10 protein-coding genes are annotated in these 16,422 nt (G+C 65.7%); 7 read left to right on the top strand and 3 right to left on the bottom strand.

Features of this window, described 5'->3' with window-relative positions; all coding sequences use genetic code 11:
- Positions 1 to 26 precede the first annotated feature (26 nt).
- Positions 27 to 3,605 carry a methylmalonyl-CoA mutase family protein gene (locus KZ491_RS02240; RefSeq protein ID WP_222564223.1) on the bottom strand — a complete coding sequence of 1,193 codons (3,579 nt, stop codon included), beginning with the start codon at positions 3,603 to 3,605 and terminating at the stop codon, positions 27 to 29.
- 277 nt (positions 3,606 to 3,882) lie between these two features.
- On the opposite strand from KZ491_RS02240, the gene KZ491_RS02235 reads away from it, so the two are divergent.
- A complete protein-coding gene (locus KZ491_RS02235; protein WP_222564222.1) occupies positions 3,883 to 4,980 on the top strand; it encodes a Glu/Leu/Phe/Val dehydrogenase dimerization domain-containing protein in 1,098 nt (365 codons plus the stop codon).
- Between the two features lie 77 nt (positions 4,981 to 5,057).
- Entirely contained in the window at positions 5,058 to 6,230 is a 1,173-nt protein-coding gene (locus KZ491_RS02230; protein WP_222564221.1) for an isovaleryl-CoA dehydrogenase, read from the top strand.
- Between the two features lie 92 nt (positions 6,231 to 6,322).
- Here the strand turns inward: KZ491_RS02230 and KZ491_RS02225 are convergent, their stop codons facing one another.
- On the bottom strand, positions 6,323 to 9,166 hold the full coding sequence (locus tag KZ491_RS02225) for an autotransporter serine protease (protein ID WP_222564220.1): 2,844 nt from the start codon (positions 9,164 to 9,166) through the stop codon (positions 6,323 to 6,325).
- 240 nt (positions 9,167 to 9,406) lie between these two features.
- On the opposite strand from KZ491_RS02225, the gene KZ491_RS02220 reads away from it, so the two are divergent.
- The 4 genes from KZ491_RS02220 to KZ491_RS02205 all read left to right on the top strand — a co-directional run bounded on the left by KZ491_RS02220 (position 9,407) and on the right by KZ491_RS02205 (position 13,538).
- The gene (locus tag KZ491_RS02220) at positions 9,407 to 10,582 is read left to right on the top strand and encodes a thiolase family protein (protein WP_222564219.1); all 1,176 of its coding nucleotides are present in this window, start codon (positions 9,407 to 9,409) and stop codon (positions 10,580 to 10,582) included.
- 159 nt (positions 10,583 to 10,741) lie between these two features.
- A complete protein-coding gene (locus KZ491_RS02215) occupies positions 10,742 to 11,119 on the top strand; it encodes a hypothetical protein (RefSeq protein ID WP_222564218.1) in 378 nt (125 codons plus the stop codon).
- Between the two features lie 196 nt (positions 11,120 to 11,315).
- The gene (locus tag KZ491_RS02210; RefSeq protein WP_222564217.1) at positions 11,316 to 11,795 is read left to right on the top strand and encodes a hypothetical protein; all 480 of its coding nucleotides are present in this window, start codon (positions 11,316 to 11,318) and stop codon (positions 11,793 to 11,795) included.
- 132 nt (positions 11,796 to 11,927) lie between these two features.
- Positions 11,928 to 13,538 (top strand): carboxyl transferase domain-containing protein, encoded by a 1,611-nt coding sequence (locus KZ491_RS02205; protein WP_222564216.1) that lies wholly within the window; start codon positions 11,928 to 11,930, stop codon positions 13,536 to 13,538.
- 41 nt (positions 13,539 to 13,579) lie between these two features.
- Here KZ491_RS02205 and KZ491_RS02200 read toward each other — a convergent pair whose 3' ends face one another.
- A complete protein-coding gene (locus KZ491_RS02200) occupies positions 13,580 to 15,502 on the bottom strand; it encodes an FTR1 family protein (RefSeq protein WP_222564215.1) in 1,923 nt (640 codons plus the stop codon).
- A gap of 124 nt (positions 15,503 to 15,626) precedes the next feature.
- Here KZ491_RS02200 and KZ491_RS02195 point away from each other — a divergent pair, with 124 nt between their 5' ends.
- Positions 15,627 to 16,409, top strand: coding sequence for an enoyl-CoA hydratase/isomerase family protein (locus tag KZ491_RS02195; RefSeq protein ID WP_222564214.1), 783 nt, complete (start codon positions 15,627 to 15,629; stop codon positions 16,407 to 16,409).
- The last annotated feature ends 13 nt before the right edge of the window (positions 16,410 to 16,422 follow it).

Genomic DNA, 16,422 nt, shown 5'->3' with positions numbered 1-16,422 from the left:
GCCCCGAAGTTGAACTATTGCGACAACTACATATTCCTTCGATATTCCCCACCCACGTCATACAACGCGTGCGAGATCTGTCCCAACGAGTGCGTCTTAACCGCCTCAATAAGCGCCTCAAACACATTCTTCCGCTCGCGCGCTATCTTCTGCAGGTACCCCAGTCCGTGTCCGTCGTGCGCTTCTTCCCCTGCGCCGTCGGTCCCCACTTCGTGACTGTGCGATGTTTCGCCGCTCGGCGCCAGCTTGTTGCGGTTTTCCTGCCAGTTGCGGACGTTCTCGATCTGCTGTCCCTTCTCTTCCGGGGTTGAGCGGATCAGCTCGATCTCGGTGGTCACTTCGCCGGCGTGCTCCTTGGGCAGGAAGGTGTTGACGCCGACCAGCGGCAGGCTGCCGTCGTGCTTCTTGCGCTCGTAGTACATCGACTCTTCCTGGATCTTGCCGCGCTGGTACATGGTGTCCATCGCGCCGAGCACGCCGCCGCGCTCGCTGATCGCCTCGAACTCCTTGTAGACGGCTTCCTCGACCATGTCGGTGAGGTAGTCCACGGCAAAGCTGCCCTGCCAGGGGTTCTCGTTGAAATTGATCCCCAACTCCTTGTTGATGATCATCTGGATCGCGACCGCGCGGCGCACGCTCTCCTCGGTCGGGGTGGTGATCGCCTCGTCGTAGGCATTGGTGTGCAGGCTGTTGCAGTTGTCGAACAGGGCGTACATGGCCTGCAGCGTGGTGCGGATGTCGTTGAACTGGATCTCCTGCGCGTGCAGTGACCGGCCGCTGGTCTGCACGTGGTACTTCATCATCTGGCTGCGGCTGGACGCGCCGTAGCGCTCGCGCATGGCGCGGGCCCAGATGCGGCGGGCGACGCGGCCGATGACGGTGTACTCGGGGTCCATGCCGTTGCTGAAGAAGAACGACAGGTTGGGCGCGAAGTCGTCGATGTCCATGCCGCGCGCCAGGTAGTACTCGACGATGGTGAACCCGTTGCTCAGGGTGAAGGCGAGCTGGCTGATCGGGTTCGCCCCGGCCTCGGCGATGTGATAGCCGGAGATCGACACCGAGTAGAAGTTGCGCACGCCGTGGTCGACAAAGTACTGCTGGATGTCGCCCATCATCCGCAGCGCGAACTCGGTGCTGAAGATGCAGGTGTTCTGCGCCTGGTCCTCCTTGAGGATGTCGGCCTGCACGGTGCCGCGCACGGTCTTGAGGGTGTACTCCTTGATGCGCTGATAGGTCGCCGCATCCACCACCTGGTCGCCGGTAACGCCCAGCAAGGCCAGGCCGAGGCCGTCGTTGGGTTCGGGCAGCTCACCGCTGTACTGCGGGCGCGGGGCGCCGTTGAAGAAGGCGTCGATCTTCTTGTTGGCTTCGATCCAGCGGGCGGGATCCTCGTTTAGGTACTTCTCCACCTGCTGGTCGATGGCGCAGTTCATGAACATCGCTAGGATCATCGGCGCGGGGCCGTTGATGGTCATCGACACGCTGGTGGTCGGCGCGCACAGGTCGAAGCCCGAGTACAGCTTCTTCATGTCGTCCAGGGACGCGATGTTGACGCCAGAGTTGCCGACCTTGCCGAAGATGTCCGGGCGCGGCGCGGGGTCCTCGCCGTACAGGGTGACGGAGTCGAACGCGGTGGAGAGGCGCGCGGCGGGCTGGCCGACGGACAGGTAATGGAAGCGCCGGTTGGTGCGCTCCGGCGTGCCCTCGCCGGCGAACATGCGGATCGGGTCCTCGCCGGTGCGGCGGTACGGGTACACGCCACCGGTGTAGGGGTAATGGCCGGGCAGGTTTTCCTTCTGCAGGAAGCTCAGCAGATCGCCCCAGCCTTTGAAGGTCGGCGCGGCGATCTTCGGCACCAGCTGATGGCTGAGCGACTCGCGGTAGTTCTCGACCCGGATCTTCTTGCCGCGCACTTCGTATTCGGTGATCTCGTCGGTGATCGACTTCAGCCGCTCCGGCCACTCACGCAGCAGCTTGACCGAGTCGCTGGTCAGCGACTGGATGGCGTCGTTGTAGCGCTGGCGGAGCGTCAGCAGGGTCTTGTCGGCCTGCGCGTTGCCTTCGCCCGGCGCCACTGCGGCCGCACCGTAGAGGTCCAGTGGTTCCGGCAGTGCTTCGTCGCCCAGCTCCTTCAATGCTTCCCACATCGACTGCGCGCGGTCGGCGATCTCCGCCTGGGATTCGATCTGACGGTTGATGCTGCGGCCCTGCTCGGCGATCTCCGCCAGATAACGCACGCGGGGGCCGGGGATCAGCACCGTGGCGCGCGGCTCTTTCAGGCTGGTGTCGATATCAGGCTTGAAGTCGCAATGCGCCGGCGCGACCTTATGGCTGCCCTCCGCCCCACCCTTCTCCAGTACCTTCTCGCGCATCAACCGGCACAGGTTGGCGAACATCCAGCTGATGCCGGGGTCGTTGAACTGGCTGGCGATGGTCGGGTAAACCGGCACATCCTCGTCCTTGACCTCAAACGCCACGCGGTTGCGCTTCCACTGCTTGCGGATGTCGCGCAGCGCGTCCTCGGCGCCGCGCTTGTCGTACTTGTTCAGGACCACCAGTTCGGCGAAGTCGAGCATGTCGATCTTCTCCAGCTGGCTGGGCGCGCCAAAGTCGCTGGTCATGACGTACATCGGGAAGTCGACCAGATCGACGATTTCCGAATCGCTCTGGCCGATGCCGGCGGTCTCCACGATCACCAGGTCGTAGCCCAGCCCCTTCAGGAAACCGATGCTGTCCTTGAGCACGATGTTGGTCGCGGCGTGCTGGCGGCGGGTCGCCATCGAGCGCATGTACACGCGCTTGGAGCGCAGCGAGTTCATGCGGATGCGATCGCCCAGCAGCGCGCCACCGGTGCGGCGGCGGGTCGGGTCGACCGAGATCACCGCCAGGCGCATCTCGGGGAAACTCGAGAGGAAACGGTTCAACAGCTCATCCGTCACAGAGGACTTGCCCGCGCCTCCCGTTCCGGTGATGCCGATGACCGGGGTGCGGCTGCCGGCCAGCTGCCACTGCTTGCGCAGCGACTCCAGCGCGTGCTCGTCGAACTGGTCTTCCTCGATCGCGGTCAGCATCTTGCCGATGGCGATCTCGTCGGTGATCGACGGCGACGATTCGGGCGCCTCGGCACCGACGCGGGCCTCCTCGGCGCGCTTGACCACGTCTTCGATCATCTCCACCAGACCCATCTTCATGCCGTCGTTGGGGTGGTAGATGCGCTCCACGCCGTAGGCCTGAAGCTCGCGGATCTCCTCGGGCGTGATGGTGCCGCCGCCACCGGCGAAGACCTTGATGTGGGCCGCGTCGCGCTCCTTGAGCATGTCGACCATGTACTTGAGGTACTCGACATGGCCGCCCTGATAGGACGACAGCGCGATGGCGTCGGCGTCCTCCTGCAGCGCGGCGCGCACTACGTCCTCCACCGAGCGGTTGTGGCCCAGGTGGATCACCTCCGCACCCTGGGACTGGATCAGCCGGCGCATGATGTTGATCGCCGCGTCGTGGCCGTCGAACAGGCTGGCAGCGGTGACAAAGCGCAAGGGCGTGCGAGCGGTGGCCGACTTGGCGGCGGTGTCGGGCTGGGAAAGCTGGCTGGCAGGAGTACTCATAACGCGCTCAATCCGTGCAGGCAAAGGGGTTTGGCGTGATTGTAACGTGCGCCCCCGGTCGCCCCTGCGCGGGCCATTGGGCGCCCCGAATGACCGAGTATTTCTGAATGCGCGAATGCGGCGGCGCAGCAATAGACCCCGCCACGATTGGATTAGACTAGCGCCCCTGCGACCGGGAAGAACTCGGCCTGCAATGGCGAATCCACGCGGATTCAACGACTTACACGAATCTTGGCGCCAGCGCTACCGCGCAACCACCGCCGACCCGGAGCTCTTGATGATTTTTGAAACCCTCGACACCTACGGCCACGAGCAGGTCGTGTTTTGCCACAACAAGGATGCCGGCCTGAAGGCGATCATCGCCATCCACAATACGACGCTCGGCCCGGCGCTGGGCGGCACCCGTATGTGGCCGTACAAGTCCGAGGCCGAGGCGCTCAATGACGTCCTGCGCCTGAGCCGTGGCATGACCTACAAGAACGCGGTCGCCGGTCTGAACCTGGGCGGCGGCAAGGCCGTGATCATCGGCAACCCGGCCACCGACAAGTCGGAGATGCTGTTCCGCGCGTTCGGCCACTTCGTCGAGACTTTGGGCGGCCGTTACATCACCGCTGAGGACGTTGGCATCGACGTCAACGACATGGAGTTCGTGTTCCGCGAGACCGAATACGTCACCGGCGTGCACCAGGTCCACGGCGGTTCGGGCGATCCGTCGCCGTTCACCGCCTACGGCACCTTGCAGGGCCTGATGGCGTCGCTGAACAAGCGTTTCGGCGATGAGGAAGTCGGCAAGTACAGCTACGCCGTGCAGGGCCTCGGCCACGTGGGCATGGAGTTCGTGAAGCTGCTCAAGGAGCGCGGCGCGAAGATCTTCGTCACCGACATCAATCAGGGCCTGATCGACAAGGCCGTGACCGAGTACGGCGCTGAGGCCGTGGGCCTGGACGAGATCTACGACGTACCGGCCGACGTGTACTCGCCGTGCGCGCTGGGCGGCACGATCAACGAAGAAACCCTGCAGCGCCTGAAGGCCAAGGTCATCTGCGGCTCGGCCAACAACCAGCTGGCCTCCGATGCCATGGGCGATGAAGTGCAGAAGCGCGGCATCCTCTACGCGCCGGACTACGCGGTCAACGCGGGCGGCGTGATGAACGTCTCGCTGGAAATCGACGGCTACAACCGCGAGCGTGCGATGCGCATGATGCGGACGATCTACCACAACCTGACCCGGATCTTCGAGATCGCCGAACGCGATGGCATCCCGACCTACAAGGCAGCCGACCGCCTGGGCGAGGAGCGCATCGCGTCGATCGGCAAGCTGAAGCTGCCAATGGGCCGTGGCACCCCGCGCTTCAAGGGCCGCGTCCGCAGCTGATCCGCGGCGACAGGTAGTGCAACAACGCGACGGGGCCATGTGCCCCGTCGTGCTTTCAAACACACAGGAGTTTTGGGATGCGTGCTTTTCCGCTGGGTGACGAGATCGACGCGCTGCGCGATGCCGTGCGTCGGTTTGCCGAAGCCGAGATCGCGCCGCGCGCGCAACAGATCGACGAAGACAATGCATTCCCGCAGGACCTGTGGCCGAAACTCGGCGAGATGGGCCTGCTCGGCCTGACCGTTGACCCCGAATACGGCGGCAGCGGCATGGGCTATCTGGCCCACCTGGTGGCGATGGAGGAGATCTCCCGCGCGTCCGGTTCGGTCGGCCTGAGCTACGGCGCCCACTCCAACCTGTGCGTCAACAATCTCTACCTCAACGGCAACGAGACCCAGCGCCAGAAATACCTGCCCAAGCTGTGCAGCGGCGAATGGAAAGGCGCGCTGGCGATGAGCGAGCCGGGCGCGGGTTCCGATGTGGTCGGCTCGATGAGCTGCCACGCGGAGCTTCGCTCAATCGAGAGTCGCGGCGATGTCTGGGTCGCCAACGGCAACAAGATGTGGATCACCAACGGCCCCGAGGCCGACGTGCTGGTGGTCTACATGCGCACCGCGGGCAAGGAAGCGGGCAGCAAGTGCATGACGGCTTTCATCGTCGAGCGCGGCATGGCCGGCTTCAGCACCGCACAGAAGCTCGACAAACTCGGCATGCGCGGCTCCAACACCTGCGAGCTGGTGTTCCAGAACTGCGAGATCCCGGCCGAGAACGTGCTCGGCGAGGTCAACCTGGGCGTCAAGGTGCTGATGAGCGGCCTCAACACCGAGCGATTGGTGCTGACCGGCGGCCCGATCGGACTGATGCAGGACGCGATGGACATCGCCCTGCCCTACGTCCGCGAGCGCCGCCAGTTCGATGCGCCGATCGGCACGTTCGGGATCATGCAGGCCAAGTTGGCGGACATGTACACCGCGCTGCAGTCCAGCCGTGCGTTTGCCTACCAGGTGGCGCGTGATTACGACGCCGGGCATCGCAGCCGGGTGGATGCCGCGTCCTGCCTGCTGCACGCCAGCGAGGCGGCGGTGCAGGTCGGGCTGGAGGTCATCCAGACCCTCGGCGGCAACGGTTACATCAACGAGTACCCGGCGGGACGCATCCTGCGCGACGCCAAGTTGTATGCGATCGGCGCCGGCACCAATGAAATCCGGCGCATGCTGATCGGCCGCGAACTGTTCGACGACCGCAGCTGACCATCAGCGATTGAGGGGCAGGCTTGCCGGCCCCGCTGGAACCTCCGGTCTGGCGCGCAGCCACTCGGGCCACGCGCCGGACCGGAGTCAGATCAGAACCCGACCGTCCAGTTGGCGTAGGCACCCGTCCAGGTGCGCCCGTTTTCGTTACGCGCATCCAGATCGAACCCCAGGCGGCCGAGCGGCAGCTCGCTGCGCAGGCCGAAGCCCAGCACGGTGGCTTCCTTCGCCAGCCCGCCACCGGTGATCGGCGACCACGCATCCATGCCGGTAAAGCGCGCGTCGATGGCCGTGCCCGACTGCGACAACAGGCGCTGCCATTCCAGACGTCCCTGCACGGAAAGCCTGAGGCCTCCCAGCTGCCACGGCCGCTGCATGCGCACACCCGCCAGCGCCCGCGTGGCATCCAGCTGCGAGTCCCCGGTGGTAAGGCCGAAGCCGACCGCACCCTGCTCACTGAAACCGTCGCGATCCAACTGCAGCGTCTCGGTGCCTACGTACGGGGTCAGCGTTCCGGCACCCAGCGCGAAGCGATGGCCTGCCTGCACGCCGAAACTCGAGTAACGGCTGGCGTAGTCCGCCGCGACACCATGGCTCTGGCTGCCCAGCACGATCTCGCGCTGGGTGCTGCGGTCCATGCGGCCAGCGGCAAAGCGACCCAGCAGGTAGCTGCCGTCGAACTCCCAGGCGGCGTACAACTGACTCTCGTACTGGCGGTTGTGCTCCCGGTCCTGACGCAGCGGGTTGTGTGCGTAGCCGTCGGTTTGGCCGAACGCGAAGCCCAGGGTCAGGTTGCGACCGATGCGCTGGTCATGCCCGAGCAGCCAGGAATCGGCATCCAGCCGCGACTGCGACCACATCGCACGCTCGCCGCCCTGCCGGCTCGCCCAGCTTCCCAGGCTGACCACGCTCCCGCCGGACAGACCGTCCAGACGCGACTCCAGTGCATGGCGGCCATCGTCCATCGCCATGGTGGCGAATGCGGTGTCCGCCGCATGCATCTCACCGGACAGGCTCGCCAGCGTGCGCTCGGCGCCTGCGGCCGACACGGTCGACTGGATTGCCCCGGCGCCGGTGATGAAGCCACCCATCGCACCCGGGCCTGCCGGACCGATCACTCCCGTGCTATCGCGATCGAGCCCGCGGAACGCGCGCTCGACCCGTGCCGCGCCGCTGACCGCGGTCGGGCTCAAACGCAAGGACTGCGCAGTGGCGAGCACGTCCAACCGCTGGATGTCCAGCCAGGCACTGTCAAAGTCATGCCCGAGGGTCGCCAGCAGGAACAGGTTGTTGCTGGCGGACACCGCGGAGAACGTGCCGGACAACCCGCCATCGGCGGTCAGGAAGGTCTCGCGCGCCGAACGCACGTAACCCTCGGTGACACCGGTGACCAGCACCTCGCCGCCCACCGCCGCGCGGCCGGTGACATTGACCGATGAACCAAGGTCGAAGGCAAAAACACCTGTCGCCGTTTGGGTGAAGTCGCCATCAATCGTGTGCACGGTGCCGTTCGGGTCTTCGCCGTAGAACGCCGCGATGCCCTCGTTGCGCAGCGAGCCCTGCACCGAGATGCCGTCCAGCAGCAACAGGCCGTCGTGACCGATTTCGGTATCGCCGGGAATGTCGAACAGCGACGCCAGCGAACCCTCGTTGACGATGGTCTTACCGCGGTAGCTGTTCTTTCCGGTCAGATCCAGATCGCCGTCGCCGGTCTTGGTGATGCCACCCGCGCCGGTCAGGTCGTTGGACCACACTGAGCGACCGCCATCGAACGCGGCGCTCATCTGACCCCAGTCCAGGCGGCCCGGACCCTTGGCCGCCTTGCCCACATCCAGCAGGCCATGGCCGAACACGGGATCCACGCCGGGTGCGCCGAGGTCCACCGCAGTGCCCAGCAGGGTCTGCCGGACCTGGTCGTTTTCAAAGTAAGGGAACGCCTGCCAGACCACCGCCGCTGCACCGGACACCTGTGGCGCTGCGTAAGACGTGCCCTTGCCGACCCAGTAGGTCGGATTGCCGGCGGTATCCAGCACGTCGGTGAAGACGACGTAGCCCGGCGCGACCAGACAGTAGTTCTGGGCGATGCCACAGGCGTTGGAGTAGTTCGCCAACTTGGTCGGCTCCAGCGTGTCCAGTGCCGCCACCGCAAGCCAGCCCCGCTCCAGGATATCGGCGCCCGCGCCCATGCTGGGCAGTGCCGCCGTGTCGCTGGGATTGTCGAAACCTTCGTTGCCGGTCGCGAACACGACCAGACCGCCCCAATCGACCACGAAAGGCTTGAGCGCGTTGACGAACGTGCGGGTGACCTTGTCGCCTCCGGTCCAGTACAGACCGCCCCAGGAGTTGTTCGAGATCTGCGCGCCGCTCTCGATCAGGTCCGCGTGGACCGTACCCAGCCAGGAGCCATCCGTGACCTCGTTGCCCTTGCCGGACCCGTCATCGGACGGAGGCGCATCGGAGATGATCCGCGCGGAGACGAACGTGGCATCCGGCGCGATACCGCCGGGCCAGTCGCCAAACGGACGACCGCCGGCCAGCTGCGCAACCACAGTGCCGTGGCCAACCACGTCATCGACGTTGAGGTTGTTGGTGCGAGGATCGAGATAGGTAAAGCTTCGCGTGACCCGGCCGTCCAGCGTCGGGTGGTCGCGGCGGATGCCGCTGTCCAGCACACCGATCGTGACGCCTTCACCGGTGAACCCGGCAGCATGCGCGGCGTCGGTGTTGGTGAGTACCAGGTGGGCATCAAAGTCGGGCTGCGGGCCCGGTACTGGCTCCTCGTCCGGTGGCGGAATCGGCGGGGGTGACGGCGGTGGCTCGGGGCGGATGATCGTGCCGCCTCCACCGCCCCCGCCACAGGCGGTCAGCGCAACCAATCCGGCCCCGGCCAGGCCCAGTTTCCATGCGCGAGCGCGCTGGGATGCGTGCGACTTCATAAGGTCTCCCCCTCAATTGTCGGCAACGGTCGGCGCAGGGCGCCACAAGGACACCAGTATTAGGGCATTCATGCCTCAGCCACAATCGGCGATTATCCACGCACGCGCAGGCCCTCCGCAGCCGTGGTGTTGCGCGATGAGGCGCACATTTCCTCCGCCGGTTTGCGGCAGCGCAGCATGGCGCCCCATAATCGGGGGGCACCGGAAGTGTCTTCCGGCCCGTCCCAATTGGAGTCCGTCATGAGCGACGTCGTCATCGTCGGTGCCAAGCGCACCGCCATCGGTTCCTTCCTCGGCCAGTTCACCGGCGTGCCGACGCCTGCCCTCGGCTCGGCCGTCATCACCGGCGCCCTCGAGCACGCTGGCGTGTCCGCCGACCAGGTGGACGAGGTGATCATGGGTTGCGTGCTGCCCGCTGGGCTGGGCCAGGCACCTGCCCGCCAGGCCGCACTCAATGCCGGCCTGCCCCCCTCCGCCGGCTGCACCACCATCAACAAGGTCTGCGGCTCCGGCATGAAGGCGATCATGTTCGGCCACGACCTGATCAAGGCCGGCTCGGCCAAGGTCGTCGTTGCCGGCGGCATGGAGTCGATGACCAATGCCCCGCACCTGCTCAACGATTCGCGTACCGGCATCCGCTACGGCAGCGCCGAGTTCATCGATCACATGGCCTACGACGGCCTGACCAACCCGTACGACGGCAAGGCGATGGGCGTGTTTGGCGACATGGCCTGCAACGAGTACGGCTTCGACCGCGAAGCCCTGGACACCTACTCGACCGAGAGCGTGGAGCGCGCCAAGGCCGCCCAGGCCGATGGCGCCTTCAAGGACGAGATCGTTCCGGTCACCGTCAAGACCCGCAAGGGCGAAGTGGTCGTGGATACCGACGAGGAGCCGGGCAAGATCGACACCAGCCGGATTCCCGGCCTGCGTGCGGCCTTCGGCAAGGAAGGCGTGCTGACCGCCGCCTCCTCCTCGAAGATCTCCGACGGCGCGGCAGCGACCCTGCTGATGTCGGCCGAGGACGCCTCCGCGCGTGGCCTGACCCCGCTGGCGCGCATCGTTGCCCACGCCACCCATTCGCAGGCGCCGGAGTGGTTCACCACCGCGCCGGTTACCGCGATCAAGAACGTGCTTGAGAAAGCCGGCTGGAGTGTCGCCGACGTTGACCTGTTTGAAATCAACGAGGCGTTCTCATGCGTGGCCATGGCCCCGATCAAGGATCTGGGCATTCCACGTGAGAAGGTCAACGTGCACGGCGGCGCAGTCGCATTGGGCCATCCGATCGGTGCCAGCGGTGCGCGACTCGTGGTTACGTTGATCAATGCCCTTCGCGCCAGCGGCGGCAAACGCGGAGTGGCGTCGCTGTGTATCGGCGGCGGCGAGGCGACCGCCATTGCCATCGAGTTGCCGTAATTCACGCCAAAGTGTCAATGCCGAACGGCAGCCCAACAGTTAACGATAAATTGACGAAAAAAGGAAGCCCTGCCGCTTGACACAAGCTGACGGGTCGTCATCATGTTGACGGTACGCGATTGCGTGCTGCCGAATTTTTCTTAAGACGAGGAATACACCATGACTTTGAACAAGGCGCTGATCGCCCTCGCTATGGGCCTGGCCCTGGCTGCTTGCTCCAACACCCAGCAGGCTGACAGCTCTGCCCAGGAAGCGGCCACCGCCGCCAACGAAGCGCAGGAAGCTGCTGCCAACGCCGCCGCCACTGGCGACGCCATGGCGACCGACGCTGCCCAGGCTGCTGCTGACACCGCCGCTTCGGCTGCCGATGCTGCCGCGACTTCGGCCGACGCCGCTGCCGCTGCTGGTGACATCACCGCTGCCGACGACGCTGCCGATGCTGCCGAGAACATGGCGGATTCCGCCGAGCAGGCCAAGGACGCTGCTGAAGAAGCCGCTGCCAGCGCCGACGCCAAGACCAACAACGACGGCAAGTAATCAGCCCCGTTGCAAGGTTTTATCGTTGAAGAAGCCGCCGGGTTATCCCGGCGGTTTTTTTATGCGCGGCGTTTCTTTCCGGTTTAATCGCGACGCGATTCTTCACATTGCTTTACCGGGGGCCATTGGATAGTTTCCCCGCCGGCAGAACCGGCGCAAGACGCAGTTACCCTGCCGACCTTTTAGGAGCTTTCCGATGAATCACAAGATCACCCTGATGTTTGCCGCCAGTATGTTCGCCATCACCGCCTGCAACTCCCCGCAGGCGGAACAGGATCGTCAGGAAGCCGCCGCCGAGGCCCGCGCCGCCGGTGACCATGCCGCTGCCTCTGCCGACTCGGCATCCGATGCCGCTGCCCGCAGCCTGGATTCCGCAGCTGAGTCCGCGCGCGATGCAGCGGACGCCACCGGTGCCGCCGCCCGCGATGCCGCCGATTCCACCCGCGCCGCCGCAGCTGACGCCGCCGATTCCACCCGTCAGGCCACCGACGAGGCCGCAGCATCTGCCAGCGAGGCCGGCGATTCCATCAAGCAATCGTATGAGGAAGGCAAGGCCAGCGCCGCTGACAAGATCGGCAGTGCTGCCGACAGCGTTGCCGAGCGCATGAAGCGCGAGAAGGCCGAGGCGGAAGCCGCAGCTGCGCGCGCGGCCGCCGAGAAGGCCAAGAACGACTGATCCGTTTCACAACGGAAGCTGTAACCACAAGGCCCGCATATGTGGGCCTTGTTCTGTTTGCGCCCATCGGTCGTCGGAAGCCCGTGAAGCGTCCGGTATCCTGTGCGGTCAATTGACTATCGGCCGGTTGCCATGCCCGTTCTGACCTCAGCACTCGATCCCCGCTCCCAGGATTTCCAGGACAACGTCGCCTGGCATCGCGCCTTGGTGGATGAGCTGGACGCACGGCTGGTTCGGGCCGCGGAAGGTGGCGGTGCAAAGTCGCGCGAACGCCACACCGGTCGCGGAAAACTGCTGGTCCGGGATCGCATCACCGCCCTGCTCGACCCGGGTTCGCCTTTCCTGGAAATTGCCGCACTGGCCGCCGAGGAGATGTACGACGGCGCAGCACCGGCCGCCGGCATGGTCTGTGGCATCGGCCGGGTAATGGAACAGGAGGTAGTCGTTGTCGCCAACGACGCCACCGTCAAGGGCGGCACCTATTTCCCGATGACAGTGAAGAAGCATCTGCGGGCGCAGGAAATTGCCCGTGAGAACCATCTGCCGTGTATCTATCTGGTCGATTCGGGCGGCGCTTTCCTGCCATTGCAGGACGAGGTATTCCCGGACAAGGAGCATTTTGGCCGGATCTTCTACAACCAGGCGCGGATGAGCGCCGAGAACATTCCCCAGATCGCGGTCGTGATGGGCAGTTGCACGGCCGGCGGCGCGTACGTGCCGGCGATGAGTGATGAGTCGATCATCGTCAAGGAGCAAGGGACCATTTTCCTCGGTGGCCCACCGCTGGTGAAGGCCGCCACCGGCGAGGTGGTCGATGCCGAAACCCTGGGTGGCGCGGATGTGCACACGTCGATCTCGGGTGTCGCCGACCACTTCGCCGAGGACGATCGCCACGCCCTGCAGATCGCCCGCGACATCGTGGGCAGCCTGAACCGGAAGAAGACTTTGCCGGTCGCCGTGCGGCCGGTGCGCGAGCCCTTGTTCGCCGCGCAGGAGCTGTACGGCGTGGTGCCCAAGGACACCCGGCGCCCGTTCGAGATCCGCGAGGTCATCGCGCGGATCGTGGACGGCAGCGAGTTCCAGGAATTCAAGGCGCGCTATGGCAAGACGCTGGTCACGGGCTTCGCCCACATCCACGGCTACCCGGTCGGGATCGTTGCCAACAACGGCATCCTGTTCGCCGAGAGCGCGCTCAAGGGTGCGCACTTCATCGAGCTGTGCAACCAGCGCGGCATCCCGCTGGTGTTCCTGCAGAACATCACCGGCTTCATGGTCGGCAAGAAGTACGAACAGGCCGGCATCGCCAAGGATGGCGCGAAGATGGTCACCGCCGTGGCGTGCTCGCACGTGCCCAAGTTCACCGTGGTGATCGGCGGCAGCTTTGGTGCCGGCAACTACGCCATGTGCGGCCGGGCCTACGGCGGCCGCTTCCTGTGGATGTGGCCCAACGCGCGGATCAGCGTGATGGGCGGCGAGCAGGCGGCCAGCGTGCTGGCCACCGTGCGTCGCGACGGCATCGAGGCACGCGGCGATGAGTGGAGCGCAGACGAGGAAGCCGCGTTCAAGGCGCCGATCCTTGACCAATACGAAAGCCAGGGCAATCCGTACTACGCCACCGCCCGCCTGTGGGACGACGGGATCATCGATCCTGCCGACACCCGCCGCGTCCTTGGCCTGGGTCTGTCCGCGGCGTTGAATGCACCGATTGCCTCGTCAACCCGGTTTGGCGTGTTCCGGATGTAAGGGGGCGTCCGGGCGTAGCTATGGACTCTGCTCTGGCACGGTCAGGCAACCTTGGCCACCGCGGAGCTCCGGTTGAACCAGAATCCCGCCACCAGCACCGCAAGCGTCAGTAGTTGCGCGAGCACGCCCTGCAGCGTCGGGTAGATACCCAGAAACGCGACACGTGGGATCGAAAGCGTTGACACCGGGACCCAGCCCGCTTCCTGCAAGGCGGCGATTCCCTTGCCCGCCAGCACCACTGCCACGACCGCGATCAGGATTGAGCTGATCGAAAAGAACTGGCCGATCGGCAGGCGCTGGCTGAAGCGCAGCATGGCCACGGCGATCACCGCCAGAACGACCACCCCGAGCCCGCCGCCTGCGAGGATCGCCATGCCGTTGCCCTGGCTCCAAAGCGCGATGTAGAACAGCACGGTCTCGAACACCTCGCGGTACACCACGACAAACGAGAGCACGAACAGGAACCACGCCGAACGCTTGGACAGGGCGTGCGAGAGCTTGTCGTTGATGTAGCGCTGCCACGCGCCGGCCTGGCTCTTGCCGTGCATCCAGATGCCGACGAACAGCAGCACCGCGGCGGCAAACAACGCTGCGAATCCTTCGGTCAGCTCGCGACCGGCCCCGCTGATGCTGACCACATAGGTGGCCACGAACCAAGTAACGCCACCGGCCACCAGCGCGCTGACCCAGCCAGCATGCACGTAGGACATGACCTCGGTCCGGTTGGCCTTGCGCAGGAACGCAACCATCGCAATCAGGATCAGCAGCGCCTCAAGTCCTTCGCGCAACAGGATGGTGAACGCGCCGACGAATGCCGACGCGTTGTTGCCCATTTCCGGTTTGAGCGCGTGCTCGGCTTCGGCAAACAGGGCGTCGACAACCTGCACCTGCTCCTGCAGCGCTTCCACGCTGGCCGACGAGCCGATGCGTGAGCGCAGCTCGCCCATGGCCGCCTCGATGCGCGCCATCAACGCCCGGTCGCGTGCGGCCAACAGCGGTTCGACCGGTTCGAACCCGTCCAGGTACGCCGACAGGGCGAGGTCACGGGCCCTGGCGTGGTCGCCCGCGGCATAGGCGGCAACGCTTTCGGCAAGGCGGCTGCGGGCAAATGCCAGCTGTCCCTCGGCGGCGACCGGCGCCTCCACCGCTTCCGGATGGCGGCGAAGATACGCGGTGATGGCCTGGGCGGTCTCCTCGCCCACGTCCTGCGCCAGTGCCGCTGGGGTGACCTGGGTCAGTGCCGCCAGGTCGGGGATCGCGGCCCGCAACGCCAGGTCCGTGTTCCAAAGCTTCTCCCCCGCTGCGGCCTGCGGTTCGGGGTAGGCGAACTGGCCGATGTAGAACGACAGCGCCCAGCGCTCATCCGCGGGCAGATGCGCGTAGCTGACCATGCTGGTGCCTTCCAGTCCCTGTTCGATCACCTGGTAGAGCGCGAACACGCTGCGCTCGCGCGCGCGGCCACGATCGGTGAAATCGATCGCCGGGGGATCCAGACCCACGCTGGCCGGGCCGTCACCACCACCGGTGTCGCCGTGGCAGCTGGCGCATTGCTGCTGGTACAGGCCCGCCGCCACGGCCATGTCAGGCGGGGCGCTCGGTGCGAGCGGGACCGGATAGGCGGCAATGAGATTGCTGGCCAAGCCCCGGGAGAGCTTGGCCACCGCTTCGGGGGATTCGTGGGCGGCGATGGCCGCCTGCAGGCGATCCGCCTCCGCCAGCAGCCGCGGCTTCTCGGCGGAGGCCTCGAGGGACCGGATCCGCTCGCGTGCCGATGCAGAGAACTCCACCATCTCCTGGAACTCGGCCGGATCAACGACCTCGCCATCGGCCACTGCCTCGGCATAGTCCACGGCGATGTAATCCAGCAGTCGCCACGCAGTCTGCGCATCCGTGGTGGACGCATGGACTTGCAGCGACAGGCACAGCAGCAAGGGGATTAGCAGGCAACGTAGGACAGTGGGCATCGGGCGGCAACGCGTGGCGGGCAAGTCTTGATTCTACTGCAGAAATGAGAACGGGTCGCATCTCCAACAACGCCCCGGAGTCGCGCCCGCTATCATTGACGGCTTCCCGAACACGCGAATTCCGATGACCAATCCGTTGCTGAATGTTCGCCAAGGCCCGGTGGCGCGCCTGCGCATGAATCGCCCGGACGTCCACAACGCATTCCACGCGATGCTGATTGCGGCGCTCACCGGCGCGCTCGAAGCGCTAGCCGCCGATGACAGCGTCCGGGTGGTGGTCCTGGAGGGCGCCGGTGCCTCGTTTTCCGCCGGGGCCGACCTCAACTGGATGCGCAGCATGGCGGCGGCGAGCGAGGCGGAGAACCGGGACGATTCGCTGGCGCTGGCGCGCCTGATGCGGACCTTGAACGAGCTGCCGAAGCCGACCATTGCCCGAGTCCACGGCGCGGCCTTCGGTGGCGGCGTCGGGCTGGTCGCGTGCTGCGACATCGCCATTGGCACCGATGACGCGAAGTTCGGCCTGACCGAAAGCAAGCTCGGCCTGCTGCCGGCGGTGATATCGCCGTACGTGATCGACGCCATCGGCGCCCGCCAGGCAAGGCGCTGGTTCGCGTCGGCGGAGATTTTCGGCGCACAGCAGGCACGGCACATGGGACTGCTGCACGAGATCGTGGCAGCCGCCGAGCTGGACGCTGCGGTGGAGCGTCAGGTCGGGTTGCTGCTGAAGGCCGGACCGATCGCGTCGGCACAGGCCAAGGCGCTGGTGCGCCAGGTCACATCGCATACCGACGGCGCTGCCCACGACAGGGATAACGCCGACCTGATCGCCCGGCTTCGGGTCTCGCCCGAGGGTCAGGAAGGCCTGACCGCCTTCCTGGACAAGCGCAAGCCGGCGTGGTGCCAGTGAGCGCGTCGCCCAA

Origin of the sequence: Novilysobacter antarcticus, assembly GCF_019802285.1 — a bacterium.
GTDB lineage: Bacteria > Pseudomonadota > Gammaproteobacteria > Xanthomonadales > Xanthomonadaceae > Novilysobacter > Novilysobacter antarcticus.
Note: the sequence above shows the minus strand (reverse complement) of the source record. Positions and strands in the feature narration are given on the sequence as shown.

Coding starts and splice junctions, on each gene's coding strand:
- KZ491_RS02215 (WP_222564218.1), top strand. CDS start 10,742: ATGACTTTGAACAAGGCGCTGATCGCCCTCGCTATGGGCCTGGCCCTG.
- KZ491_RS02220 (WP_222564219.1), top strand. CDS start 9,407: ATGAGCGACGTCGTCATCGTCGGTGCCAAGCGCACCGCCATCGGTTCC.
- KZ491_RS02205 (WP_222564216.1), top strand. CDS start 11,928: ATGCCCGTTCTGACCTCAGCACTCGATCCCCGCTCCCAGGATTTCCAG.
- KZ491_RS02240 (WP_222564223.1), bottom strand. CDS start 3,605: ATGAGTACTCCTGCCAGCCAGCTTTCCCAGCCCGACACCGCCGCCAAG.
- KZ491_RS02235 (WP_222564222.1), top strand. CDS start 3,883: ATGATTTTTGAAACCCTCGACACCTACGGCCACGAGCAGGTCGTGTTT.
- KZ491_RS02210 (WP_222564217.1), top strand. CDS start 11,316: ATGAATCACAAGATCACCCTGATGTTTGCCGCCAGTATGTTCGCCATC.
- KZ491_RS02200 (WP_222564215.1), bottom strand. CDS start 15,502: ATGCCCACTGTCCTACGTTGCCTGCTAATCCCCTTGCTGCTGTGCCTG.
- KZ491_RS02195 (WP_222564214.1), top strand. CDS start 15,627: ATGACCAATCCGTTGCTGAATGTTCGCCAAGGCCCGGTGGCGCGCCTG.
- KZ491_RS02230 (WP_222564221.1), top strand. CDS start 5,058: ATGCGTGCTTTTCCGCTGGGTGACGAGATCGACGCGCTGCGCGATGCC.
- KZ491_RS02225 (WP_222564220.1), bottom strand. CDS start 9,166: ATGAAGTCGCACGCATCCCAGCGCGCTCGCGCATGGAAACTGGGCCTG.